Consider the following 24,488-nt stretch of genomic DNA (forward strand, 5'->3'; position numbering starts at 1 on the left):
AGCCACCGCTCAGGCGTTCAGGCTCGGGTAGTCGGTATAGCCTTTTGCGCCCGGCGAATAGAAGGTGGCCGGGTCGGGCTTGTTCAGTGCGGCGCCGCTCCTGATCCGCTGCGGCAGATCGGGGTTGGCCAGGAAGCTCGTCCCGAAGGCGACGGCGTCGACCTTGCCGGCAGCAACGGCTTTCTCCGCCTCATCGGGCGTGTAGCCCATGTTGCCGATCAGGACGCCCCTGTAGTTCGTCCGCACCGGGGTCACCACGTCGCCGCTCTGCTTCTGGAAGAAGTCGCTGCGCATCAGGTGCAGATAGGCCAGGTTGAAGTCGTTGAGTCGCCCGGCAAGCCAGCTGGCAAGAGCGATCGGATCGCTGTCGACCATGCTGTTGTAGCTGTTCAGCGGCGATAGGCGCAGGCCGACGCGATCGCTGCCCCAGACCTCGCTGACCGCGGCGACGACCTCGAGGAGCAGCCGCGCGCGATTCTCGAACGAGCCACCGTAGGGACCGACGCGCCTGTTCGCCCCGTCGCGCAGGAATTCGTCGAGCAGGTAGCCGTTGGCGCCGTGCACTTCGACGCCATCGAAGCCCGCGGCCCGGGCATTCACGGCCGCCGCCCGGAAACCGGCGACGATGGCCGGCAGCTCGTCGTTGCGCAGTTCGCGCGGCAGCACGTAAGGCTTCTTGCCCTCCGGCGTCTGTACATGGTCGCCGGTGATGGCAATCGCGCTCGGGGCGACCGGCTGGATGCCATCATTGAGCAGCGGATGGCAGGCGCGCCCGCCATGCCAAATCTGGAGAAAGATCCGGCCGCCGGCGGCGTGTACGGCGTCGGTGGTGAGCTTCCATCCGGCGACCTGTTCCGGCGAGTGGATGCCGGGTTCCCTCCAGAACGCCGAGTTGCCGGCCATGGCCATCGTCGCTTCGGCGATGACCAGTCCGCCGCTCGCGCGTTGCGCGTAGTACTGCGCCATCAGCGCGGTCGGCACATGCCCGGCGTCCGCACGGCAGCGCGTCAGCGGCGCCATGAAAATACGATTCGGGACCGTGATCGCGCCCAGCGCGAGTGGGCTGAAGAGTTTGCTCATTGCCGGCTTTCTGGTTGCGTTGCGAAGCCGGCATCTTAGCCGAAGGCGGCCGGCGTCTGGTGATGGCGCGTTGTTCCTCGCCACGGCGTGGGTCTTCGCTTCCGCCCGTGCGCTGAGAGACGCATGGCCAATTGCTGGTCTGCAAGATGGCGTCCGTCGGTCGGCTACTTTGCACTGGTTCTAGGCATTTTGCAGCGTCGACCCGTGTGTCCGTGGAACCACGCTGTTGCTCGCAAGAGGACCCGCCGCAGGACCTTCGACGAATCCTTGCCGGAGGTCCTTGACGTGAGGCCGATCAGACCTTGCGGCCGGCGGATATCAGGCCGTAGAGGAGGGCGCCGATCACGGCGCCGACAATCGGGGCAACCCAGAACAGCCAGACCTGACCCAGGGCAGCCGGCTGGCCGTTCAGGAACAGAACCAGCGCCGGTCCCGTGCTGCGGGCGGGATTAACCGAGGTGTTGGTCACCGGGATGGAGATCAGGTGGATCAGGGTCAGCCCGAGGCCGATGGCCAGCCCGCCGAAACCAGCAGAGGCAGCCTTGTCGGTTGCGCCCAGGATGATGATCAGGAACATGGCGGTCATGACCACCTCGGTCACCAAGGCCGCCATCATGGTGTACTTGCCGGGCGACAGGTCGCCGTAGCCGTTGACCGCTAGGCTATTGGCAGCCAGGGTGAAACCCTCGTGGCCGCCAGCGATGATCAGCAGGACAAAGGCTGCGGCGATGGCACCGAGAACCTGGGCGATAATGTAGGCGGGCAGGTCGCCAAAGCTGAAGCGGCCGCCTACCGCCAGCCCGACCGAGACCGCCGGGTTGAGATGGCAGCCGGAGATATGGCCAATGGCGTAGGCCATGGTCAGAACGGTCAGGCCGAAGGCCAGTGCTACGCCGGCGAAGGCGATGCCCAGGTTGCCGGCCTCGGGGTGCAGAAACACGGCGGCCAGAACGGCACTGCCGCAGCCGCCCAAGACCAGCCAAAAGGTGCCGATTAGTTCGGCCAGGGAGCGTTGAAATAAAGGCATTTGCGAAAGTCTCCTCGTCAAGGGTTACAGCTGAAACGAGGAGCAGGCCAAAATCCTGCTCCCAAAGCCGTTTCAGGATACGTGAGATGCGCTCTTCTCGTCGCCGTGCCTTGCGTGCTTCCGCCTGACGGCGCCTGATTGCACGGCCCCGATTTTATCAGGCTTCGGCATTTTCGAGCACCGAGTTGCACCGCCAGAATGCCGACCCTATTGCGTCATTGAACTGCGTGATGCCGTCGTTCCGGATTAAATGGCGCTTCAGGAATGTCGCCACCACGTTCCGCACACCCACCCCCTGGCCATCCTAGACTTGTGCTCGATTCGCCATTTTCGATGCCTGGCATCCGCATTCACTGGACTGCTGAACTGCGTGGATTTTCGCGCCGATTTAGCGGAAGGATTGGTTAGCCACCAAACGTCCTTTTGGCGTCAGGTCTTCCCCCTGTCTTGGGCAATAGTCAAGACCTGACCGTTCGCAGTAACAGCAGTAAGTCTAGCGGGTTGAAGTCCCGCCCGGGGAGTTGTCCGTACGCCCCGGTAGCATGAGTCCTGAAATCTCTCGTCCCGACTTCGTCTCCGGGTTCGCCACTGCGCATGCCGGCTCATCGCTCGCCGCCAGTTCCTTTTCCAGTTGCCGGCGGACGCGCCCTGGCGAGCCGGTGTGCCTGGCCAACAGGTCGTAGGCGACGGGGACGACGAAGAGGGTGAACAGGGTCGCCGAGAGGATGCCGCAGAGGACGACGGTGCCGATTACCGTGCGCGTTTCGGTGCCGGCGCCGGAAGAAAACAAGAGCGGGATGGCGCCGGCGGCGGTCGTCACGCCGGTCATGATGATCGGTCGCAGGCGGATTTCGGAGGCTTCGACGAGCGCTTCGCGAAACGGCCTGCCGGCGTCGCGCAGCTGGTTGGCGAATTCGACGATCAGGATGCCGTTCTTGGCCGCGAGTCCGACGAGCATGATCAGGCCGATCTGGCTGTAGAGGTTGAGCGTCTGGCCGGAAACGTACAGCCCGAAGAGTGCTCCGGCCATCGCCAGCGGCACGGTGAGCATGATCACGAAGGGATGTATCCAGCTCTCGAACTGCGCGGCGAGGACCAGGAAGACGACGACGACGCCGAGCACGAAGGCGAACACGATCGCACCGCCGGTGGACTTGAAGTCCTCCGACTGGCCCTTGTAGTCGATGATCACCTCGCTGGGCAGGCTTTCCCTGGTCAGTTGTTCGAGGCTGCGCAGGGCGTCGCCCAGCGCCACGCCGTCGGCGAGGTTGGCCTCGAGGGTGATCGCGCGCACCCGGTTGTAGCGGTTGAGCTGTATCGAATCGGCGAATTCCTCGAGCCGCACCAGGTTGGCGAGCGGTATCAGCGCCTGCGTGCGCGCCGAGCGGACGTGGATGTTCTCCAGGCTGGCCGGCGTACGCTGCGTGCTGCGCTCGCCTTTCAGGATCACGTCGTACTCTTCGCCGGCGTCGATATAGGTGGTCACCTTCCGCGAGCCGAGAACGGTTTCCAGCGTGCGCCCGATGCTGCCGACGCTGACGCCGAGTTCGGCCGCGCGGTCGTAGTCGATCACCACGCGCAATTGCGGCTTGGTTTCCTTGTAGTCCCAGTCCAGCCCGACCAGGCCGGGATTGTTGGCGTTGATCTTGTCGACCAGGGTGTCGCGCCATTGCGCGAGCTGTTCATAGGTACCGCCGCCGATGACGAACTGCACCGGCTTCTGGATACGCGACCCGAAGCCCTGACGCATCACCGGAAAAGCGCGCACCCCGGGCAGATCCTGGAGACGCAGGCGGACGTCTTCCATGATCTCCCACGCCGAGCGTCGCTGCGCCCAGTCGCTGAGCACGTTGATAACGATGCCGGTATTGAAGATCTCGAAATTGCCGAAGGCGCGCGGTGCACGCACCAGCATGCGCGAAATCTCGCCATTTTCCACCAACGGCATCAGGCGCTGCTCGATCTCGGTCATGTACGCGGCGATGTACGGATACGAGCTTCCTTCCGGACCGCTGACCATGACGTAGAAAACGCCACGGTCTTCACGCGGCGCGTACTCGTCGGGGATGTTGCGGTAGAGCCACACCGAGCTTCCGAGCAGGGCGACAAAGAGCAGACCAATCACCCAGCTGTGTCCGAGAGCGCCCTGCAGCAGAGTGTGATAGCCGTTGCGCACCCTGCCGAACAGGCGATCGACGACCCCCGACAGACGCGAGTGGCCGGCGTCCTGCGGCAGGATCTTCGACGCCAGCATCGGCGACAGCGACAGCGCAACGAAGCTCGAGAAACAGACCGCCGCGGCCATGGTCAGCGAAAACTCGGAAAACAGGCGGCCGATGTTGCCCTGCAGGAAGGCAATCGGCACGAACACGGCCACCAGCACGACGGTGGTGGCGATGACCGCGAAACCCACCTGGCGGGTGCCGCGGTAGGCGGCCACGAGGCGCGTTTCACCATATTCCTGCATGCGCCGGTGAATGTTCTCGATGACCACGATGGCGTCGTCGACGACCAGGCCGATGGCCAGCACCAGCGCCAGCAGGGTGAGAATGTTGAGCGAGAAGTCGAGCGCCAGCAGGACCATGAAAGTCGCCACCAGCGAGACCGGCACGGTCACTGCCGGCACCAGCATGGCGCGCAGGCTGCCGAGGAAGAGCAGGATCACGCCGACGACCATGGCGATGGCGATGAACAGCGTCTTGTAGACCTCGTGGATGGCGCCTTCGACGAAGACCGAGCTGTCGTAGCTCTGCTTGATCGCCATTCCCGGCGGCAGGCTGCTGTTGATGCGCACCATTTCTGCCTTCGCCGCCTTGGCCACAGCCAGGGTATTGGCCGTCGACTGCTTGGTGATGCCGATGCCGACCATCGGCACGCCGTTGCCGCGGAAGAACAGCCGGTCTTCGGTGGTGCCGCGAACGACACGCGCGACGTCGGCGAGGCGGACCAGGTAACCGTCGTCGCTGCGGGCCAGCACCAGCTGGGCAAAGTCCTGCGCGGTCAGGAAGGTGCGCTGCGTGCGCACCGTAAACTGACGATTCTCGGAGTCGATGCTGCCCGCCGGCAGCTCCAGGTTCTCGGCACGCAGGGCGGCCTCGACGTCGGCGACGGTGAGCTTGCGTGCCGCCAGCTCGCGGCGGTCGAGCCAGATGCGCATTGCGTACTCCTGGCCACCGCCGACGCGCACCCGGGCGACGCCGTCGAGGACCGAAAAGCGGTCCATCAGGTAGCGCCTGGCGTAGTCGGTCAGCTGCGGGATGTTCATCCCGTCGCCGGCCAGGTTGAGCCACATGATCACGTCTTCGTTGCTGTCCTGCTTCTGGATGTCCGGCGGTTCGGCCTCGTCGGGCAGGTCGTCGACGATCGCCGAGACGCGGTCGCGGATGTCGTTGGCGGCGGCGTCGATATCGCGACCGACGGCGAATTCCAGCGTGATGCGCGAGCGCCCATCCTCGCTGCTCGAAGCAATGAAGCGGATTCCCTCGATTCCCGAAATGCGCTCCTCGATCAGCTTGGTGACGCGGTTTTCGACGACGTTGGCCGCGGCGCCCGGGTAGCCGGTATCGACGGTGACGATCGGCGGATCGATGTCCGGGTATTCACGCAGCGGCAGGCGGTCGAACGAGAGCAGGCCGAAGGCGATGAGCAGCAGGGACATCACCGAGGCAAACACCGGCCGGGTGACCGACACGTCGGAGAGGATCATGGGCTGCCGACCCCGCCGGGAAGCGTGCGCAACAATTCGGGAAGGCTGCGGCTGCCATCATCGATGGCCAGAACCCTGACCGCCTGGCCGGGACGCAACTGCAGGTGACCGTGGGTGACCACCTGCTCGTTGGCCGCGAGACCCTTGTCCACCTCGACCAGGCCGGGACGACGCCCGCCAATCTGCACTTCGCGCCTGTCGACCCTGCTGTCAGCGCCGACGACAAAGACGTACTGCCGCTCGGCGAGTGGCAGGAGCGACTCCTCCGGGATGACCAGCGTCGTGCGTGGCTCCTGCTGCACGACGACCTGCATCAGCATGCCGGGTCTGAGCAGGTGCTCGGGGTTGGGCAGCGTGGCGCGCACGCGGATGGAACGGGTGACCGGATCGATACGGCTGTTCACCGCCTTCACCGTGCCGCTGAAGCTGCGCCCGGGAAACGCCCGGCTGCTGGCAAGCACCTCCAACCCGGGGCGGAGCTGCTGGAGATAAGTGGCGGAAACCGGCAGCTCGAGCTTGACGGTACTGTCGTCGTCGAGGGTCGTGATCAGGTCGCCGGGCTCGACCAGCGCGCCGACGCTCAGGTCGCGCAGGCCGACGACACCGGCGAACGGCGCCTTGATCAGCCGGTCGGCGAGTCGCGATTCGATGGCCGCGAGTCGGGCGCGCGCCGTCTCCCAGTCGCGCTGGCGCTCGTCGAGCAGTGACCTGGCCGCCGTGCCCCTGGCCGCCAGTGACTGGAAGCGCTGATACTGGCGCAGCGCCTCGCTGACCGTGGCGCGCGCCTCGTCGAGCTGGGCGTGTTCTTCGCGGCTGCTCAACTCGGCGAGTAGCTGACCCTTCTCGACCCGATCACCGTCGTCGAAGTGAATGGCGCCGACGGTTTCCGTGACCGTCGCCGTCAAGGCGACGGATTCCACGGCGGCGACCGTGCCCAGCGCCTCGATGGTGTCGGCGAACTGGACCTGGCGTACCGGGGCGACGATCACCCCGGCTGGCGGCGGCTCAGCGGCCAGGGCCGCCGCGCAGAGCAGGGCCACGCCGGCAAGGAGAAGGGGCAGATCGGTGGCGCTTCGCATGGGGCTTCCGTCGGTTGGCGAGGTTGGTATCGGTATGCGGCGTGGATCAGCCGTTGCATAGTAGCAGTCAGCTTGACTGACCGCAGCCGCCGCGCGACGTTCGCCTGGGGTGCAGTCCGGCGCGGGCCGCTTTTTCTAACGGGCAATGCCGGCCGGAGTATCCGGGATGCAAGACAGATGACCGTCAGTCTTGTTATATTGCCGGCTGTCCCGTTACGCAGGAGAAAACCATGCGCAAGATTCGCTGCCTGAGCAATGTACTTTGCCTGCTCGTCTCCGCCCTGTTGGTCGCCGCCCCGGCGACGGCGCAGCAGGTCACCGGCACCCTGGGTTCGCCCGACGCCACCACCAGCATCAGCGGCAAGCAGTTGCCGGCACCCGACCCGAAGTTTGGCGGCGTGATCAAGAACGATGCGCTGCAGTCGAAAGCCTGGTGGGCGCCGCGGATTGTGCCCCCGAAGGGTGCGCCCAACGTCTTGCTGATCATCACCGACGACGCCGGCTTCGGCGTTCCGAGCACCTTCGGCGGCGTCATCCCGACGCCGACGATGGACCGCCTCGCCAGTGAGGGCCTGCGCTACAACCGCGTCTTCTCGACCGCGCTGTGCTCGCCGACACGCGCCGCGCTGATCACCGGGCGCAACCACCACTCGGCCGGTTTCGGCGTCATCTCCGAGCAGTCCACGGGTTTCCCGGGTTACAACAGCATCATCGGCAAGGACAAGGCGACGATCGGGCGGATCCTGCTCGACAACGGCTACTCCACGTCATGGTTTGGCAAGGACCACAACACGCCGGCCTTTGCCGCCAGCCAGGTCGGGCCATTCGATCAGTGGCCGACGGGCATGGGCTTCGAGTATTTCTACGGTTTCGTCGGCGGCGACGCCAATCAGTGGCAGCCGAACCTGTTCCGCAACACGACGCAGATCTATCCCTTCGAAGGCAAGCCGGGCTGGAATCTGATCACCGGCATGGCGGACGAGGCCATCGACTGGATGACGCGGATTCATCAGACCGATCCCAGCAAGCCGATCTTCATCAAGTACGCGCCGGGCGCCACGCACGCGCCGCACCACCCGACCAAGGAGTGGGTGGAGAAGATCAGGGCGATGCACCTCTTCGACGACGGCTACAACAAGCTGCGCGAGACGATCTTTGAAAACCAGAAGAAGCTGGGCGTCGTGCCCAAGGACGCCAGGCTGACGCCCTGGCCCAACGAAGTACTCAAGCCGTGGGACCAGCTCAGCGCCGAGGAGAAGAAGCTGTTTGTCCGCCAGGTCGAGATCTTCGCTGCCTACGCCGCCTACAACGACCACGAGATCGGCCGCGTGATCAAGTCCTTCGAGGACCTGGGCAAGCTTGACAACACGCTGATCATCTACATCAATGGCGACAACGGCACCAGTGCGGAGGGTGGTCCGCTGGGTACGCCCAACGAGGTCGCATTCTTCAATGGCGTCAGCGAGCTGCCTGTCGATGTGCAGATGAAGTGGTACGACGTCTGGGGCACCGAGCTGACCTACAACCACATGTCGGCCGGCTGGTCGTGGGCCTTCGACACACCCTTCGACTGGTTCAAGCAGAACGCATCCAGGCTCGGCGGCATCAACCAGAACATGGTCGTGTCGTGGCCGGCGCGCATCAAGGACAAGGGGGGCCTGCGCGAGCAGTTCGTTCACGTGATCGACGTCATGCCGACGATCCTCGAGGCTGCCGGGATTCACGCGCCTGAAGTGGTGGATGGCATCAAGCAGGCGCCGATCGAGGGCACCAGCTTTGCCTACACCTTCGATGCGAAGAACGCCAAGGCAGCGTCGAAGCACAAGACGCAGTACTTCGAGATGATGGGCCAGTGGGCGCTTTACGAAGACGGCTGGCTGCTGAGCACGAAAGTCAATCGTGCGCCGTGGCAGGCATTCGGCGTCGCCAACACGGATCCGCTTAACAACCAGATCTTCCAGCTTTACGACCTGAACAAGGACTTCTCGCAGTCCGACGACATTGCTGCGCAGCACCCGCAGAAGGTCAAGGAACTGCGTGCGAAATTCCTCGCGGAGGCGAAGAAGTACCAGGTCCTGCCGCTGGATGCCTCGGTGGCGGCGCGCGTCGTCGCACCGCGCCCGAACATCACCGCCGGGCGCAGCGAGTTCGTCTATACGCGGCCGATGGTCGGCCTGCCGCAGGGCGACTCACCGTTCCTGTTGAACGCGTCGTACACGATTACCGCCGACATCGACGTACCGCAAGGCGGCGCCGAAGGCATGATCCTGACTTCGGGCGGGCGCTTCGCCGGCTACGGTTTCTACCTGCTGAAGGGCAAGCCGGTATTCCTGTGGAACCTGATCGATCTGAAGCGGGTGAAATGGGAGGGCCCGGAAGCTCTGACGCCAGGCAAGCACACGCTGGAGTTCGACTTCAAGTACGAGGGCCTGGGCCTCGGCACGCTGGCGTTCAACAACATGAGCGGCCTCGGCCGACCCGGTACCGGCACGCTCAAGGTCGACGGCAAGGACGTGCAGACGATCAAGATGGAGCGCACCCTGCCGATGATCCTGCAGTGGGACGAGAGCTTCGACATCGGCTCGGACACCCTCACCGGCGTGAACGACGCCGACTACAAGCCGCCATTTCCGCTGACCGCGAAGCTGAACAAACTGACGATCAAGATCGATCGGCCGGCGTTGTCACCTGAAGAAGTCAAGAAGCTGGAAGGTGCGCAGGCCGAGGCGCTCGACGGCAAGCCGCTGACGCACGTGCAACCGGGGCCGCAATAGCGCGGCGGGGGGTTGGCGGGGTGTGCGCAGCCCAAGGCGCACGCCGCCACCTGATATCGCTGACGAGTGGGGCCGCTCCACCGGGAACGGCCCGGCAGTCCGCTGCCAACGGAGTGCGTACGCCTTTGAAAAATCCCATGTGCGTGGCTTGCTGCGCGTGCCGGCGGCGCCATGCTGGCGCTCGCTTCGGCCAGCGCCAGCACCCTGCCGTAGCTTCGATCCGGGCAGAGCCGGGGCGCGTCGCGCTGGGCATCACCACCATGCCCAAGCTGCGCTTACAGGCGACTACGAGGTCGCTGCCGGCCAGCAGGCGCTGAAGAAACTTTATCTGTCGAAACCCTGCGGCAGCTGTCGCGAATGAACGCGGCATTGGCTCTCCGGCGAGAGCCGCCGGAGCAGGTCGCTGGCTCAGCTGTTCTTCATCTCTTCAGCCTTTTGCCGCATCGTTTTTCTCGGCGTCGTGAAATCTATCGCCGGACAAGGCGCCTTGGAATCGATCAGGATCACCATGTGCCCTTTGCGCACCTTCTTCTGCACTTCGTTGTCGATCGCCAGGGTATTCATTGCCACCGGTGGGCTGTCCCCCTGCCAGACCACCTCATTCGACGGCGAATAGATGATGTAGCACGCGGCAGAAGCGACGCTCGAAAAAGAAAACGCCAGCAACGCGAAAATAGCTTTCATGTCAGACCTCCTGATAGTCCTGCGACGACGAAGGCTCGCGCCTGGCGGCGGCTTGATCGCCGATTGACTGGGCGTAGCGCAGCGGGTTGCCGCCGGAATTGCCTCTTGCAAGGGTAATCCAAGCGTCCTTGGCTGGAAAGCACGACCATCGCGATAGCGCTCAGGAATACTGCCGAGCTCACGGATCCGGGGCCAGCCTCACCTCCCCTTTCGCCGCAGCCTGCTCGGCGACGGCGCCATCCAGTAGCCGCTCGCACTCCACCATCAGCGCGCGCCCGATCTCTGACTCGTAGTTGGGGTCGAGTGCTTCCATCATCTCATGTGCGGTGTGCAGTGCCGCTTCGCGCGACAGCGTGTCGGCGATCTGCCGCGCCAGTTGCTCGCTCAAGGCCGACAGCTGCCGTCGCTCGTCGAGCGGCAGGCGACGTTTCGAGCGCGCCAGCCAGTCCGCGGCGAGGCTCGCGCCCTGGCCTTCCTTCAGCCATTGATCGTGCTCGTAATAGACCGACAGGCGCTCGGCAGCGAGGGCGAAGATCAAGGCGATGCGTATCCCGCGATCCGTCGCCGGCGACGGCGAAGCGTTATCCCAGGTCATCGCCGGCTTGCCAGCCAACGGTGTTCAAGGAGGTCAAGCCGGGCGGCTTGCCGGACTCGCGTCGTGCTCACTCCGCATAGCGCAATTCCACCCGGCGCATCTTCCGTCTGCACTCTTCCGTCTTGCAGGTCTTTGGTGTTTTCTCGCTGCCGACGCTGTAGCGACGAATCTGGCCGCCAGGGACCCGGTAAGCGCGCAGCAGCTTCCTCACCGCCGCCACCCGCTGTTCGGCGATGGCGACGTTGTAGCTGCGACTGCCGAGGTCGTCGGTGAAGCCGATCAAGGTCACCGACGTCTCCGGGTTCTCCTTCAGGTAGGCGGCATGCTGCTGCAGCTTCGCTCTTTCGCGGCTGCTCACCGTCACCCCGCCGAGCGAGAAGTAGATGTTGTTTTCCACCTGGTTGGCGGCGGCGATCACCTTTTGCTCGAGTGTTGCAGCGGTCTTTTCCTGCGCCGTCATCGCCGGCGGGGCGGGACTCTGCGCTTTGCTTTCTTCTTGCGACTGCCACGGCAGGGCGCCGCATCCGGACAGGGACAAGGCAATGGCCAGAACGCTGGCGCAACGCCGGCCAGGCGACCGGAAAGCGAGCGCTCCCGGGTTCCCGGACACTTGCGGGCTGGCGCCAGCGGGTTGGCGCGCCAGTGGCGCATGGGCGGCAAGACCCGGCGTCGGGGGGCAAATTATCCGGGCAATCACTTGCTCTTCGTCTCCTCTGGGCCCGCGGGGGCTGTTTGCGGGTCCGTCTCTGGCGGTGTCTGGAGCGCTGCCGTCTGCTCTTCTTCGCGCGCCTTCGCCGCTGCCGTCTGCGCGCGCTGCTGGGCGACGAAGCCCAGAGCCAGCTGCTGATAGAGCTCCGGGCTGACCCGTCCGCTGACGGCCTTGGCGATCAGGGTGACGGCCATCAGGCTGATCACCATCTCGTGGCCATCGATCATTTCCATGACGATGATCGCCGCGGTTATCGGCGATTGCGTAACTGCGGCCAGAAAGGCCGCCATGCACAGCGCGGTGATCGGTACCGCGTCCGCGCCGAAGCCGAGGATACCGCTGGTACTCGCACCAAGAGCCGCGCCGACGGCCAGGCAGGGGGCGAAGATGCCGCCGGGGATGCCGGAAAAGTAGGTGACCACGGTCGCCACGAAGCGGGTGACGGGAGCGTGCCAGGGCGCCGACAAGGCGTCGCTGGAAATCAGCGACGAGGTCACCGAGTAGCCACTTCCGAACGACAGGCCGCCGCCAAGCCAGCCGACCAGCGCAATGACCAGCCCGCAGCCGCCGGCAAAAAGCACCGGACGCGCGGTGCGCCAGCGCCAGAGGACGAAGTTGGGGTGTTGCTGCGGCCAGAGCAGCAGCCGACTGAAAACCCCGCCGAGCAGCCCGCAGGCCATGCCATAGAAGACCACCGGGCCGACGATTTCGTTGAACTGCGCGATTTTCATGCGCCCGAAGTGATAGTAGTTCCCCTCTATGGCGATGGCCACCAGGCCCGAGAGGATGATCGTGCCGACGAGGATCCCGGTGGTCTTCGCCTCCAGGCGTTTGCCCAGTTCCTCGACGGCGAAGACGATTCCGGCGAGCGGCGTGTTGAAGGCCGCAGCGATTCCCGCGGCGCCACCGGCGAGAATCAGATCGGCGGGGGAAATTGCCCGCGAGTGTGGCAGGAAACGATGCGCGAAGTGCAGTATCGACGCTGCGACCTGTACCGACGGTCCCTCTCGACCGGCGGAAAATCCACCGAGGAGCGCCATCGATCCGACGAGGACCTTGCCCAAGGCGATGCGCAGCGAAACCAGGCCGCTGACCGATTCGCCGCGCGCGGCCAGATGCGTTGCGGCGATCACCTGCGGAATGCCGCTGCCCTGTCCTCCCGGGAAGAAGCGCCGCGTCAGCCACACCGCGGCCATTCCGGCCACCGGCGCAGTGACGAACGGCATCCAGGGAAATGGCAAGCCGGGATGGTAGTTGTAGAGGTCGAAAAATGTCCTCAGCGCAACGTCGGCAAGGCGCGTGAAAGCGACCACCGCCAGGCCGGCACACGCTGCCGCCCCCCACAGGGTCAAACGGGTACGCCACCTGAAGGTGCTGAGCCTGCCGCGGAGTGGGTTCAGGTTTTTCATGGGCATTCTGTCGGTGTGGTGGGTACGCGCCACGCGCTACCCAAGCTGCGCAGTCTAACACCTGTGCTGGCCAGTGCGAGCAGACCGGGGAGCCGCACGCAGGGCCAGGCGGAGTGCCTGTCTGTGGCTGTCCGCCTCGCCTTGCTGCTCGACATCGAGTCTCGGTATGCTAGGCTCAGAGCGTGGCAGTTTGACACTTCAATCAGGAGGTCCCATGAGCTGGCGCCCATTACGTATTGGCCTTTCCGCGCGCATCTACCATCCCCAGGCCGGCGCGACCGCGCTGCTGTCGAAGTCGCTGCACTATCTGGAACAATCGGTCGCGCACTGGGCGATGTCGCGCGACGTAATGGTGTTCATGATCCCGGCGGTGAGCGGTGACGGCCTCGTCAATCGCAGCAGTATCCGCCTCTCGGACTATCCGGAATACCTCGACGGCCTGCTGCTCCAGGGCGGCGCCGACGTCAATCCACAAAGTTACGGCGAGGAGCCAATGCATCCCGATTGGGCGGGAGATATGGTCCGCGACGCCTACGAAATGGAGCTGCTGCACGAATTTATCGAGGCCGGCAAAGCGGTTCTCGGCATTTGTCGCGGCGCCCAGGTGATCAACGTGGCCCTTGGCGGAACGCTCTACCAGGACATTGCGACGCAGATCGACGGCGCCGGAACGCACGTTCATGACGATTACGATCGTCACAGCCACGCCATTGCCTGGGACAAGGATTCCGGTCTGGCCAAGCTCTATCCTGGCAGCAGCGGCGGCAACGTGATCTCTATCCATCACCAGTCGATCAAGACGCTCGGGCGCGGCTTGAAGGTCGAGGCGCGCGGCGAGAGCGACGGCATCGTCGAAGCCGTACGCCTGCAAGGCAAACCCTACGTCCTGGGTCTGCAATGGCATCCCGAGTTTCATCCGCCGGGAAGCCCGGACCTGCTCGATAGTTCGCCGATCCTCGAGGAGTTTCTCAACGCCGCACGCGGCCGTCGCTGGTGAAGCGCGCGACCGGCGGCGGCTGAACGGCGGGTGCGGTGGCAAGGCGCCATCTTGCCACCGCCCGCCGCCTGCTCAGGGTTCGCCTGGCGAAGCCAGCAGCGCGACCGGGAAGCTGGCCAGGATGTCGCCGATGGCCAGCTGCGCGCCTGGCGAATGGCTTTCGCCGCTGAGCACGTTGTTCCAGCCCGCGGAGGCCAGCCCGTCGGGCAGTTCGAGCAGCGTATCGGCCCAGACCTCGTTGCCCAGTGGCAGCAGCTGCTTGTCGCCGAGCAGGCGCACCGACAGCAGCGGCACGACGACGACCATGGCGTGCTCGCCGTGACGGCGTGCGTAGGCACAGACGTGCGCGGCGTGCTCGCCGGTCACTTTCAGAGGCAGGTAGTCGCCCTGCTCGAAAACCTTCGGCCAGCGCGCGCGCAGTGCCAGACTCTGCCACAGCGTGTACAGCTTGATGCGTCCGTCGCTCATGTCGCTGACCAGCGGCTGCAGGCGTTCGCACCATTGCTCGGGCGGCGCGTCGACCAGCGCTTGCACCTCGGCCAGCAACTCGCCGCGCAGCACGAAGTCGACCGGGCGGCGGTTGTCCGGGTCGACCAGGTTGAACTGCCATAGCTCGCAGCCCTGGTAGATGTCCGGCACGCCCGGTGAGGTGACCTTGATCAGCGCCTGGGCCAGCGCGTTGATCAGGCCGTGGTGGGCGATGGTATGCACCATGGGCACGAAGTCGGCCAGGAAGAGGTTCTTCTCGCCAGGTGCCAGAAGCGCGTGCACGAAGTCGCTGACCGCCGCTTCGTAGTCGTCGTTGACCTGCACCCAGCTGCTGTGCTCCTTGCCCTCGCGCAAGGCCTTGGTCATGTAAGCGGCGATGCGCGTCCGGTAGTCGGCGAGTTCGTCGTCGTTCGGTGACAGCAGCGGCCAGGTGCCGATCAGCGTCTGGTAGAGCAGGTACTCGTCGTTGCGCGACGGGGCCTCGCCGCCGTCGACCAGGCGCTTGCGGCCTCGATTCAGGCGGCGCCAGCGTTTGAGCATCAGCTTCCAGGCGGCCGGAATCTCGGAGAGAACGTTGATCCTTGCGCGCGCGTCCTCGGAACGCTTGCTATCGTGCGTCGAGGTGGCAAGCATGTTGTGCGGCCAGCGGACGGCACGGGCACGTGTGGCGGCATGGAAGGCGGCCACCGATACCCCGAAGCGGCGCGGTTCGCCGCCGACGTCGTTGAGCGACGTCAGCCGATGGTAGCGGTAGAACGCCGTGTCCTCGACGCCCTTGGCCATCACCGGTGACGACACCTGCTGGAACTTCATGGCGAAGGCCTCCAGCGGCTCGCGGTACGAGGCGCTGCAGCCGCGGGCGAGATCGGTGGTCAGCACCCCCTCGATGAAATCGTAGATGCCGGTATCGAGCAGCGGGCTGCGCTTCTTGGCCACCGCCACGGCCCACGCGATGTGGCGGCGATCGTCGGCCGACAGCTCGCCATGGGCAACGTAGCTGCGATAGACGGGGAAACAGGCGACCACTTCGATGAGCGCCTCGCGCAGGCCATTGAGGGTGAAGTCGCAGGTGTCGCGGCTGGCGTTGGCGATACGCGCCAGGCGGTTGGCAAGGACGCTGAACTCGCTCGCCAGCGCGGTGTACATGATCAACTTCTTGGCGTCGTAGGCGAGTTCCTCGAAGTCGCTGTCGACGCCCGTGAAATCGCGGTAGATGCGCGTCATGCGCCGCTCGGAGGCGGTGTCGACGAAGAGATTGTTGACCAGGTTGGCGAAGCGATAGCCGGTGGCGCCGTGAATCGGCCAGTCGTCCGGCAGACGCTCGTGCTCGGCGAGGATCTTCTCGATGACCAGATAGATCGACAGCGGCCCTCCCGGCGCCGGCAGTCTGCCGCCAGCCGCCTGTTGCAGGTGGCGGAAATACTCACCGGGGTCGAACATTCCGTCCGGATGGTCGATGCGCAGTCCCTCGACCTTGCCCTGGGCGACCAGGTCGAGAATCAGATGATGGGTGGCATCGAACACCGCCGGGTCTTCCATGCGCAGCGCGGCGAGGTCGTTGATATCGAAGAAGCGTCGATAGTTGATCTCGTCGCAGGCGACGCGCCAGTAGGCGAGGCGGTATCCCTGCACCTGGATCAGCTCGTGCAGCAGGTCGAAGCTGGCCGGGTGCCCGGGGCGGCCGTTGAACTCGGCGAGGTTGTCGGCGATATGGTGGGCAATGTCGGCGTGCTCCGCGGTGAACGCCGCCAGGTGGCGTTTATGCACCTCCTTGTCGCGTTGCCGCTCGGCCATCTTCACTGGCTTGGAATTGCTCCGCGCCGGCAGGTGGCCAAACGCCGTGAGCAGGGTTTCCAGTTCGCCGTAGCGTTCGTGCCCCTCGCCGAGGGCTGCAGCCAGTCGCTCGCGGCGATGGCCGATGATGCGCGGGTAGCTCGCCGGGTCCACCGGCAGCCGGTGCTGGTAGTAGAAGATGCTGAACTCACCGCGCTCGGCGTCGTAGTCCAGGCGCAGTTCGCCGGCGTTGAGCACCTGCCCGTAGTGCGCGCCAAGCAGTGGCAGCAGCACCTTGCCCTTGAGGTCGCGGTTGAGAGGATCCCAGTCGATGTCGAAGAACGCCCCCCAGGCTGACGCCGGACCGTTCTCCAGGACGTCCAGCCACCAGGCATTGTCCGACCCCATGATCCCCATGTGGTTGGGGACCACGTCGATGACCTGCGACAGTCCGTTCTCCTTGAGCGCGGTGGCGAAGTCCTCGAATTCCTGTGGCGTACCGATTTCCGGGTTGAGCTCGGAATGGCCGACGATGTCGTAACCGTGGGTGCTGCCCGGGCGCGCCCGCAGGTACGGCGAGGCGTAGCAGTGGCTGACCCCCAGCGCCGCCAGGTAAGACGCCAGCGCGCCGGCCTGGGCAAAGGTGAAGTCGCGGTTGAACTGCATGCGGTAAGTCGCGCGCGGGATGACCGCCACCCGTGTCGGCGCCAGCATTTCGCTCGGCGGCACGACCGCGGTGCCACGCTCGTTGATCAGCACTTCACCAACGGCGTTGAAGCGACCGTCTTCCGGCCAGTCTTCAAGATGCAGCGGCAGCCGGCGCCGCCAGTTGGGATGCTGGTCATCGCGGCTGCCGGGAAGATTGGCCTGCTCGACGACGCCGAGAATATCCTCGGGCTGGACGACCAGCAGTTGCGCGGGCGTTCTCGCCAGAAAGGCGTGGATGGCGACCACCAGCGGCTGTGTGATCTCGGGGATCGAGAAGGGGTGCACGCTGGCCCCCTCGGGCAGCAGTTCGGCGTGCTTCAGCGCCATCAGGAAACGGGCGCGATCCTGGGCGCGGTCGACGACCATGTGGTCGAACTGCGCTTCCTCGGGGAAAAGCTGCAGCGCCGCGCGGGTGTCGATGTCGTGGCCCTTCCAGAAGCCCTGCAGGGTCGGTAGATCGTGTGTGCTGACGGCGACCAGTGCCTGACGCGGATACTCGGCCGGTGGCTTGAAGTTGCCGTCCGCGCTGCGTTCGAAAAGGAAGGGTCGGTAGGAGAGCACGCCAGCCGCCGCCAGGCGCGGCCTGAAGCCGTCCGGGACGGTGCCCAGGTCTTCACCGATGACCATGCAGCGATTGCGCTGGCTTTCCAGCGCGACGATGGCCAGCAAGTCCTCGAGCGCATAGCTGACGTAGGCGCCCTCGGTTGCCGGTTGGTCAACGGGAACCCAGAACAGTCGCGCCAGGCCCATGACATGGTCGATGCGCAGCGCGCCGCAGTGGCGCATGTTGGCGCGCAGCATGGCGATGAAGGGTGCGTAGGCGGCTTCACGCAGGCGGTGCGGCACCAGCGGCGGCAGCCCCCAGTTCTGGCCGACCGGGTTGAACTCGTCGGGTGGTGCGCCCACGTAAGCGGCGCCGGCAAAAGCGCCTTGCCATGCCCAGGCCTCCGAGCCGCCGGGATTGACGCCAACCGCCAGATCCTGATAGAGGCCGACGCCGACGCCGCGGCGCAAAGATTGCTGGCCGAGCGCGGTGAGCTGTTCGTCGGCGAGCCACTGCAGCCATGCCGAGTATTCGACGGCTTCGCTGTGCTCATCGGCGAAGGCGGCCACTGCCGGAGCCTGTGGGTCGCGGTATTCCTCGGGCCACGCGGGCCAGCCCCAGACGTCGGGGTTGTCACTCTGGAAGTGCGCTTGCAGGGCCTCGAATCGGGCGTGCAGTTCAAGCGTCTGCCCGCTTTCCGCGCGGAACAGGCGGAAAGCACGCGCCCGGGCGGAGTCGTTGGCCAGATGCTGGTCGCGGAAGTGGCGGTAAAGTGCGGCCAGGACCTCGCGCTTGGCGGCCGAGACCTCCTCGTAGTCGACTTCGTCGGCGACGCGCAGGCGGCGCAGCCGGCCCTGGAAACGCTCGGAGGCAACCAGGTTGCGCGCCGCCTCGCACTCGGCGAACTCGGGAACGGCTTCGACGTCGATGTACAGCACGTTGACGAAGCAGCGGCTGGACGGGCTGTAGGGGCTGATTCGCGTCGGGTCGTCCGGGAACAGCGCGTGCAGGGGATTGACGCCGATGATGCCGCCGCCGGCGTCCGCCGACAGATCGATCAGCGTGCGCAGGTCGCCAAAGTCACCGATGCCCCAGTTGCGCCGCGAGCGCAGGCCATAGAGCTGCACCGTCGGACCCCAGACACGGCCGTCGCGCTGCACGGCGTCGGGAAGGAAACAGCTTGGCGGCGCGACGACCAGGGTCGTCGCCACCTGTGCCAGGCCACCGCTGCCGGGTTGTTCCACTTCCAGGCGGTAGTAGCCGGCTTCGCTCGGCGGCGGCAGAAGAAGTTCGCCGCGCAGGAAATCAACCCCGTCAAGCCGCTGCTCGGCGAGTCTGGGCAGCTTGGCGGGTTCGAACTCGCCGCTGCTCGTGGCGCCGTTTTCTGCGCTCAGGATCCAGCGGTGCGGCTGGCTGCCACGGGCGACCGGCAGCGAGACCGCCAGCGTTGGCGTTTCGCCAAGCGTGATCACCTTGACCGGCGGCAGTGGCCGCCGCCATTCGTCGTCCTGCAAGCCCTGCAGCAGTGCCGCCGGGTCGCCATCCGCGGGGAAATGCATTGCTGCCAGCAGGGCGCGCAAGGTTTTCTCCGAGGTGGCGTGCGTCTTGCCCCAGACGTCGTCATAGCCGGCGCTGATGCCGCAGTGCGCGGCGAGTTGGGCCAGCGCGTCGCGGCCGTTCTCGTTGGCAGCGCTCATGGACGGTCTCCGAGGTGCAGATGCCAGGCCACCGACCACGCCGGCAGCTGGCCGCTGGCCAGCGCGTCGGCGTCGAGATTGGCGGTCGCGAAGAGCAGCTGTCCGCCCGGCGGGGTGACCGCGAGCGGCTCGTCGCCGAGATTGGCGAGCAGGGTCAGCAGACTGCGGTCGCCGAGGGTCCAGTTGATCGACAAGGTGCGTGGCGAGACGAGCTTCAGCTGCGGGTCACCGTTACCCATGCCGGCCAGGCGTGGCACGAGCCACTGGTGGCGTAGCGAGAGCAGCTGCCGGTGCAGTTCCAGGGTGGCACGGTGGGGCGCACGGTCGATCGCACTCCAGTCGAGAACGCCGGCTTCGAAGGTCGCCAGCGCGTTCGGATCGGGAATGCTGGCGCGCACCGCCGGATCGGCAAAACGGGCAAAGCGCCCGAACTCGCGGCGGCGGCCCTCGGTAACCAGGCGCGCCAGTTCGGGGCCGAAGTCGCAGAAGAACTGGAACGGCTGCGCGGTCGCAAACTCCTCGCCCATGAACAGCAGCGGCGGCTGTGGCGCGAGCAGCAGGACGCTGGTGACGGCCTCCATGGCCAGCGGCGAAGCGAGGTGAGCGAGACGCTCGCCGAAGGCGCGGTTGCCGATCTGGTCGTGGTTCTGGAGAAAATTGATGAACGCCGCCGGCGGCAGGTGGGCACTCGCTTCACCGCGCAGTTCGCCGTGTGCGAAGGTCGAGGCTTCGCCCTGATAGGCGAAGCCTTCGCTCAGGCAGCGACCGAGAAGGCGCACCGGCTCGGCCGCGTAATCGGTGTAGTAGCCGTCGGTTTCGCCCGTGGCCACGACGTGAAAGCAGTGGTGGATGTCGTCGTTCCACTGTGCGGTGCCATGCACCAGGCGGCCGGACTCGTCGCGGGCGAGGTAGCGCGCCTGATTGCGCTCGTTTTCGAGCACCATGTGCACGTGCCGTGCGCGTCCCGGCACCGCCTTGAAGGCGGCGGCGAGTTCCTCGATGATGTCCGGCGAGCTGTCGTCGCAGATGGCGTGGATGGCGTCGAGGCGCAGGCCGTCGAGATGAAACTCCTCCAGCCAGTAGAGGACGTTGTGCACGAAGAAGTCGCGTACCGCACGGCTGCCCTCGCCGTCGAAGTTGATTGCCGCACCCCAGGGGGTTTCGTGGCGCGGGTTGAAGAAGTCCGGCGCGTAGGCGTGCAGATAGTTGCCTTCCGGACCGAAGTGGTTGTAAACCACGTCGAGCAGGACCATCAGGCCGCGTTCGTGCGCGGCCGCGATCAGGCGCTTGAAGTCTTCCGGGCGACCGTACGCGGCATCGGGTGCGAACGGCAGTACGCCGTCGTAGCCCCAGTTGCGCTGCCCCGGAAAATCGGAGACCGGCATGATTTCGAGCGCGGTGACGCCGAGTTCGACGAGATAGTCGAGGCGCTCGATGGCGCCGGCGAAGTCGCCGGCCTTGGTGAAGCTGCCGATGTGCAGCTCGTAGATGACGGCTTCCTCCCACGGCCGACCGCGCCATTCGCCGTCGGGCCAGTCGAAGGCGGCTGGAGCGACAATCTCGGAGGCGCCATGCACGTCTTCCGGGTTGTAGCGCGAAGCCGGGTCGGGTACCAGCAGGCCGTCAGGCAGCTTGAACAGGTAGCGGTTGCCGGCTTGTGCTTCGGCGACGGTGAGGTCGAACCAGCCGCCCGCAACAGCGGTCATCGGCAGCTCGGCGGCGCCGTCGGCTTGTACGAGTTGCAGGCTGACGGCGTCTACGCCGGGCGCCCAGAGGCGAAAGCGGACGCCGCCCCCGTCGAGCAGCTCGGCGCCGAAGGGCATGCTGTGCTGGCGCTTCATGATTGCTTCCTTTGCATCAGGAGAGCCAGCGAGCGGCTCTCGAGGGGGTAGGCGTCGCCGCCCTGGAAGACGCCGTCGGGCTGCAGGCCATTGGCGACATGGGTATCCAGGACGCTCTGCCATTCGCAGGCCTTGGGCAATACCGGCAGGCGAAAGTCGATGTTCTCGTGATGGCTGTTGAAGAGCAGCACAAAGTTGTCGTCATGGACCGGGCGGCCGCGTCGGTCGCGCTCCAGCATCGCTTCGCCGCTGAGATACACGCCCAGGCATTGCGCATAGCTGTGCGCCCACTCGTGGTCGTTCATCTCGTTGCCGTCGGGTTTCAGCCAGTGGATGTCCTTGATCAGCGAACCCTCGGGGGCGCTGCCGTGGAAAAAGTTGCGGCGGCGGAAAACCGGATGTTCGCGGCGCAGGGCGATGACGCGTTGTACGAAGGCCAGGAAGTCGCGGTCGGCGTCCGATAGCTCCCAGTTGACCCAACTGGTTTCGTTGTCCTGGCAGTAGGCGTTGTTGTTGCCGCCCTGGGTACGCCCCATTTCGTCGCCGGCAAGCAGCATCGGCACACCCTGCGAGAAGAACAGCGTCGCCAGCATATTGCGCTTCTGGCGCGCGCGCAGGGCGTTGATCCCGGCGTCGTCGGTCGGGCCTTCGGCGCCGCAGTTCCAGGAGTTGTTGTTGTCGGTGCCGTCGCGGTTGTCCTCGCAGTTGGCGTCGTTGTGCTTGCCGTTGTAGCTGACCAGATCGTGCAGCGTGAAGCCGTCGTGAGCGGTGATGAAGTTCACGCTGGCGTAGGGCTTGCGACCGCTGTGCTGGTAGAAGTCGCTGGAGCCGGTCAGGCGGCTGGCGAAATCGCCGATCAGGCCGCTTTCGCCCTTCCAGTGCGCGCGCATGGTGTCGCGGTAGTGGTCGTTCCACTCGCCCCAGCCGGCCGGGAAGTTGCCCACCTGGTAACCGCCTTCGCCAAGGTCCCACGGTTCGGCGATCAGCTTGACCTGCGACAGCACCGGATCCTGCAGCAGGATGTCGAAGAAGGCGCCGAGCTTGTCGACGGCGTGCAGCTCACGGGCCAGTGCCGAAGCGAGGTCGAAACGAAAGCCGTCGACGTGCATTTCCAGTACCCAGTAGCGCAACGAGTCCATGATCAGCTGCAGCATGCGTGGCTGCTGCAGGTCGAGGGTGTTGCCGCAGCCGGTGTAGTCCATGTAGTAGCGCTTGTTGTCGCCGACCAGTCGGTAGTAAGAGGCGTTGTCGACGCCGCGGAACGAGAGCGTCGGGCCGAGCTGGTTGCCTTCGGCGGTGTGGTTGTAGACCACGTCGAGAATGACTTCCATGCCGTGCGAGTGAAAGGTCTTGACCATCGTCTTGAACTCGCTGACGACGCCACTGGAACTGTAGCGGTGGTCGGGCGCGAAAAAGCCGATCGAGTTGTAGCCCCAGTAGTTGGTGAGGCCGCGTTCGATCAGGTGGCGGTCGTTGATGAACGCGTGCACCGGCATCAACTCGATCGAAGTGACGCCGAGACGTTTGAGGTGGTCGATGACCGGCGCCGTGGCCAGGCCGGCGTAGGTGCCGCGCAAGGCCGGTGGCACTTCCGGATGCTTCATCGTGAAGCCGCGCACGTGCGTTTCGTAGATCACCATGTCCGCCCAGGGAATGTTCGGTGCCTTGTCGTCGCCCCAGGTGAAGGCCGGGTCGATGACCCGGCACTTGGGCATGCCGGCGTGGTTGTCGCGCCGGTCGAAGGAAAGATCCTGGGTGCGGTGACCGATCTTGTAACTGAAATGGGCATCGCTCCAGCGCACCTGGCCGACGATATCCTTGGCGTAGGGTTCGATGAGCAGCTTGTTGCCGTTGAAGCGGTGGCCGTTGGCGGGGTCGTACGGGCCGTGGACCCGGTAGCCGTAGAGCAGGCCGGGGCGCGCCTCGGGCAGGTAGCAGTGCCAGACCAGATTGGTCTGCTCACGCAATTCGATGCGCTGCACCTCGCGGCGCCCGCTGGGATCGAAGAGACACAGCTCGACGCGTTCCGCGTGTTCCGAAAAGAGGGCGAAGTTGACGCCCTCGCCGTCCCAGGTAGCGCCACGTGGCGTAGGTGCTCCGGGCCAGACGGCGGTAACGGGAAGGTTCATGGTTAGCTCTCCTAAATCTGGTAACGGGTCACGTCGGGGACATCGTGGCCTTTGGCGAGGACGACCACGCCGCCTTCGCTGACGGTATAGCGGGCGCGGTCGGCGGCGGCGTCGAAGCCGATGCGCGAGTTGGGCTCGATGACGTTGTAGCGGTCGACGATCACTCGTTTCAGGCGCGAGCCGCGGCGGATGACGGTGTAGTCCATGATCAGGCAGTCGTCGATTTCGACGTCTTCTTCGACGACGACTTCGCGACGCAGCATCGAGTTGCGGATGCGCGCGTCCTTGACCAGCGAGCCGGCGGCGATGGTGCTGTCCTTGATGTCGCCGGAGAGGATGCGCGGCGACGGGCCCTGGTAAGCGCTCGAGTTTATGAACCACTGCGGGTTGAAAAGGTTGAAACGCGGTTGCGCGCCGAGGACGTCGTAGTGCGCGGCGTAGTAGGCGTCGATATTGCCGACGTCGCGCCAGTACGACTGCTCCTCGTAATCGGCGACGCCGGGGACGTGGTTGTCGGCGAAGTTGTAGGCCAGGACCTGATGCGTCTTGATCAGACGCGGCAGGATGTGGTGGCCGAAATCGTGTTCGCCGAGTTCGTTGGCCTCGCGCAGCGCCTTGAGCAGGACTTCGGTGTTGAACAGGTAGTTGCCCATCGAGCCGTAGGCGCGCGTCGGGTCGCTGAGCATTGCCGGTGGATTGGCCGGTTTTTCAAGGAAGCCGCGGATGCGCTGTCGCTTGTCAGCGTCGATGATGCCGAAGGATGAGGCTTCGGCCAGCGGCACCGGAATCGCGGCCACCGAAACGTGCGCAGAATTGCGCCGGTGAAAGTCGATCATCTGGCGCACGTCCATGCGGTAGATGTGATCGGCGCCGAACACGGCGACCAGGTCCGGCGAGTGGCGCTCGATCAGGTTGATGTTCTGGAAGACGGCGTCGGAGGTGCCCTGGAACCACTCCGGACCCTCGCGCATCTGCGGGGGCACGACGGTGACGAACTGGCCGGTGTAGGCGTTCGAATTGCCCCAGGCCTTGGCGACGTGCTCGATCAGCGACTGTGACTTGTACTGAACCATCATGTAGATGCCGCGGATCTCGGAGTTCACCATGTTGCTGAGCACGAAGTCGGCAATCCGGTAGCGGCCGCCAAAGGGCACCGCCGGCTTGGAACGTTCTGCGGTCAGAGGGTGCAGCCGGGAACCCTGGCCGCCGGCCAGGACCATCGCGAGTACTTTCATGGTGTTTCTCCT

14 protein-coding genes are annotated in these 24,488 nt (G+C 65.4%); 2 read left to right on the forward strand and 12 right to left on the reverse strand.

Features of this window, described 5'->3' with window-relative positions; genetic code table 11:
• Positions 1-9: 9 nt before the first annotated feature.
• The 4 genes from QZ613_RS18940 to QZ613_RS18955 all read right to left on the reverse strand — a co-directional run bounded on the left by QZ613_RS18940 (position 10) and on the right by QZ613_RS18955 (position 6,892).
• Positions 10-1,080 (reverse strand): alkene reductase, encoded by a 1,071-nt coding sequence (locus tag QZ613_RS18940; protein WP_291983587.1) that lies wholly within the window; start codon positions 1,078-1,080, stop codon positions 10-12.
• 295 nt (positions 1,081-1,375) lie between these two features.
• On the reverse strand, positions 1,376-2,107 hold the full coding sequence (gene aqpZ / locus QZ613_RS18945; protein ID WP_043566301.1) for an aquaporin Z: 732 nt from the start codon (positions 2,105-2,107) through the stop codon (positions 1,376-1,378).
• Positions 2,108-2,600: 493 nt separating this feature from the next.
• A complete protein-coding gene (locus QZ613_RS18950) occupies positions 2,601-5,813 on the reverse strand; it encodes an efflux RND transporter permease subunit (RefSeq protein WP_291983590.1) in 3,213 nt (1,070 codons plus the stop codon).
• Positions 5,810-6,892 carry an efflux RND transporter periplasmic adaptor subunit gene (locus QZ613_RS18955; protein ID WP_043566303.1) on the reverse strand — a complete coding sequence of 361 codons (1,083 nt, stop codon included), beginning with the start codon at positions 6,890-6,892 and terminating at the stop codon, positions 5,810-5,812. The genes QZ613_RS18950 and QZ613_RS18955 overlap by 4 nt, the downstream gene beginning before the upstream one ends.
• A gap of 230 nt (positions 6,893-7,122) precedes the next feature.
• Between QZ613_RS18955 and QZ613_RS18960 the strand changes: the two genes are divergently transcribed.
• Entirely contained in the window at positions 7,123-9,666 is a 2,544-nt protein-coding gene (locus QZ613_RS18960) for an arylsulfatase (RefSeq protein WP_291983592.1), read from the forward strand.
• A gap of 408 nt (positions 9,667-10,074) precedes the next feature.
• On the opposite strand, the gene QZ613_RS18965 is transcribed toward QZ613_RS18960, so the two are convergent.
• The 4 genes from QZ613_RS18965 to QZ613_RS18980 all read right to left on the reverse strand — a co-directional run bounded on the left by QZ613_RS18965 (position 10,075) and on the right by QZ613_RS18980 (position 13,069).
• Complete coding sequence (locus QZ613_RS18965; RefSeq protein ID WP_043566307.1) at positions 10,075-10,350, reverse strand: hypothetical protein; 276 nt, start codon at positions 10,348-10,350, stop codon at positions 10,075-10,077.
• A 178-nt stretch (positions 10,351-10,528) separates the two neighbouring features.
• Complete coding sequence (locus QZ613_RS18970; RefSeq protein ID WP_043566310.1) at positions 10,529-10,945, reverse strand: hypothetical protein; 417 nt, start codon at positions 10,943-10,945, stop codon at positions 10,529-10,531.
• 67 nt (positions 10,946-11,012) lie between these two features.
• A complete protein-coding gene (locus QZ613_RS18975) occupies positions 11,013-11,642 on the reverse strand; it encodes an OmpA family protein (protein WP_291983594.1) in 630 nt (209 codons plus the stop codon).
• Positions 11,639-13,069: a chloride channel protein gene (locus QZ613_RS18980; RefSeq protein ID WP_291866343.1), complete on the reverse strand. Its 1,431-nt coding sequence runs from the start codon at positions 13,067-13,069 to the stop codon at positions 11,639-11,641. The genes QZ613_RS18975 and QZ613_RS18980 overlap by 4 nt, the downstream gene beginning before the upstream one ends.
• A gap of 208 nt (positions 13,070-13,277) precedes the next feature.
• Between QZ613_RS18980 and QZ613_RS18985 the strand changes: the two genes are divergently transcribed.
• Entirely contained in the window at positions 13,278-14,060 is a 783-nt protein-coding gene (locus QZ613_RS18985; protein ID WP_291866340.1) for a type 1 glutamine amidotransferase, read from the forward strand.
• A gap of 72 nt (positions 14,061-14,132) precedes the next feature.
• Here QZ613_RS18985 and QZ613_RS18990 read toward each other — a convergent pair whose 3' ends face one another.
• Genes QZ613_RS18990 through QZ613_RS19005 form a run of 4 tightly spaced genes read right to left on the reverse strand, consistent with a single transcriptional unit; the run spans position 14,133 to position 24,476 of the window.
• A complete protein-coding gene (locus tag QZ613_RS18990) occupies positions 14,133-19,271 on the reverse strand; it encodes a malto-oligosyltrehalose synthase (RefSeq protein ID WP_291983596.1) in 5,139 nt (1,712 codons plus the stop codon).
• Positions 19,268-21,112 (reverse strand): malto-oligosyltrehalose trehalohydrolase, encoded by a 1,845-nt coding sequence (gene treZ, locus QZ613_RS18995; protein ID WP_291983598.1) that lies wholly within the window; start codon positions 21,110-21,112, stop codon positions 19,268-19,270. The genes QZ613_RS18990 and treZ overlap by 4 nt, the downstream gene beginning before the upstream one ends.
• Positions 21,109-23,241, reverse strand: a complete 2,133-nt coding sequence (gene glgX / locus QZ613_RS19000) for a glycogen debranching protein GlgX (protein ID WP_043566319.1) — start codon at positions 23,239-23,241, stop codon at positions 21,109-21,111. Before glgX ends, treZ begins: the two co-directional genes overlap by 4 nt.
• Positions 23,242-23,252: 11 nt before the next feature.
• Positions 23,253-24,476 carry a glucose-1-phosphate adenylyltransferase gene (locus QZ613_RS19005; protein WP_291983600.1) on the reverse strand — a complete coding sequence of 408 codons (1,224 nt, stop codon included), beginning with the start codon at positions 24,474-24,476 and terminating at the stop codon, positions 23,253-23,255.
• Between the last annotated feature and the right edge of the window lie 12 nt (positions 24,477-24,488).

This window comes from Candidatus Accumulibacter sp. ACC005 (genome assembly GCF_907163215.1).
GTDB classification, from domain to species: Bacteria; Pseudomonadota; Gammaproteobacteria; order Burkholderiales; family Rhodocyclaceae; genus Accumulibacter; species Accumulibacter regalis.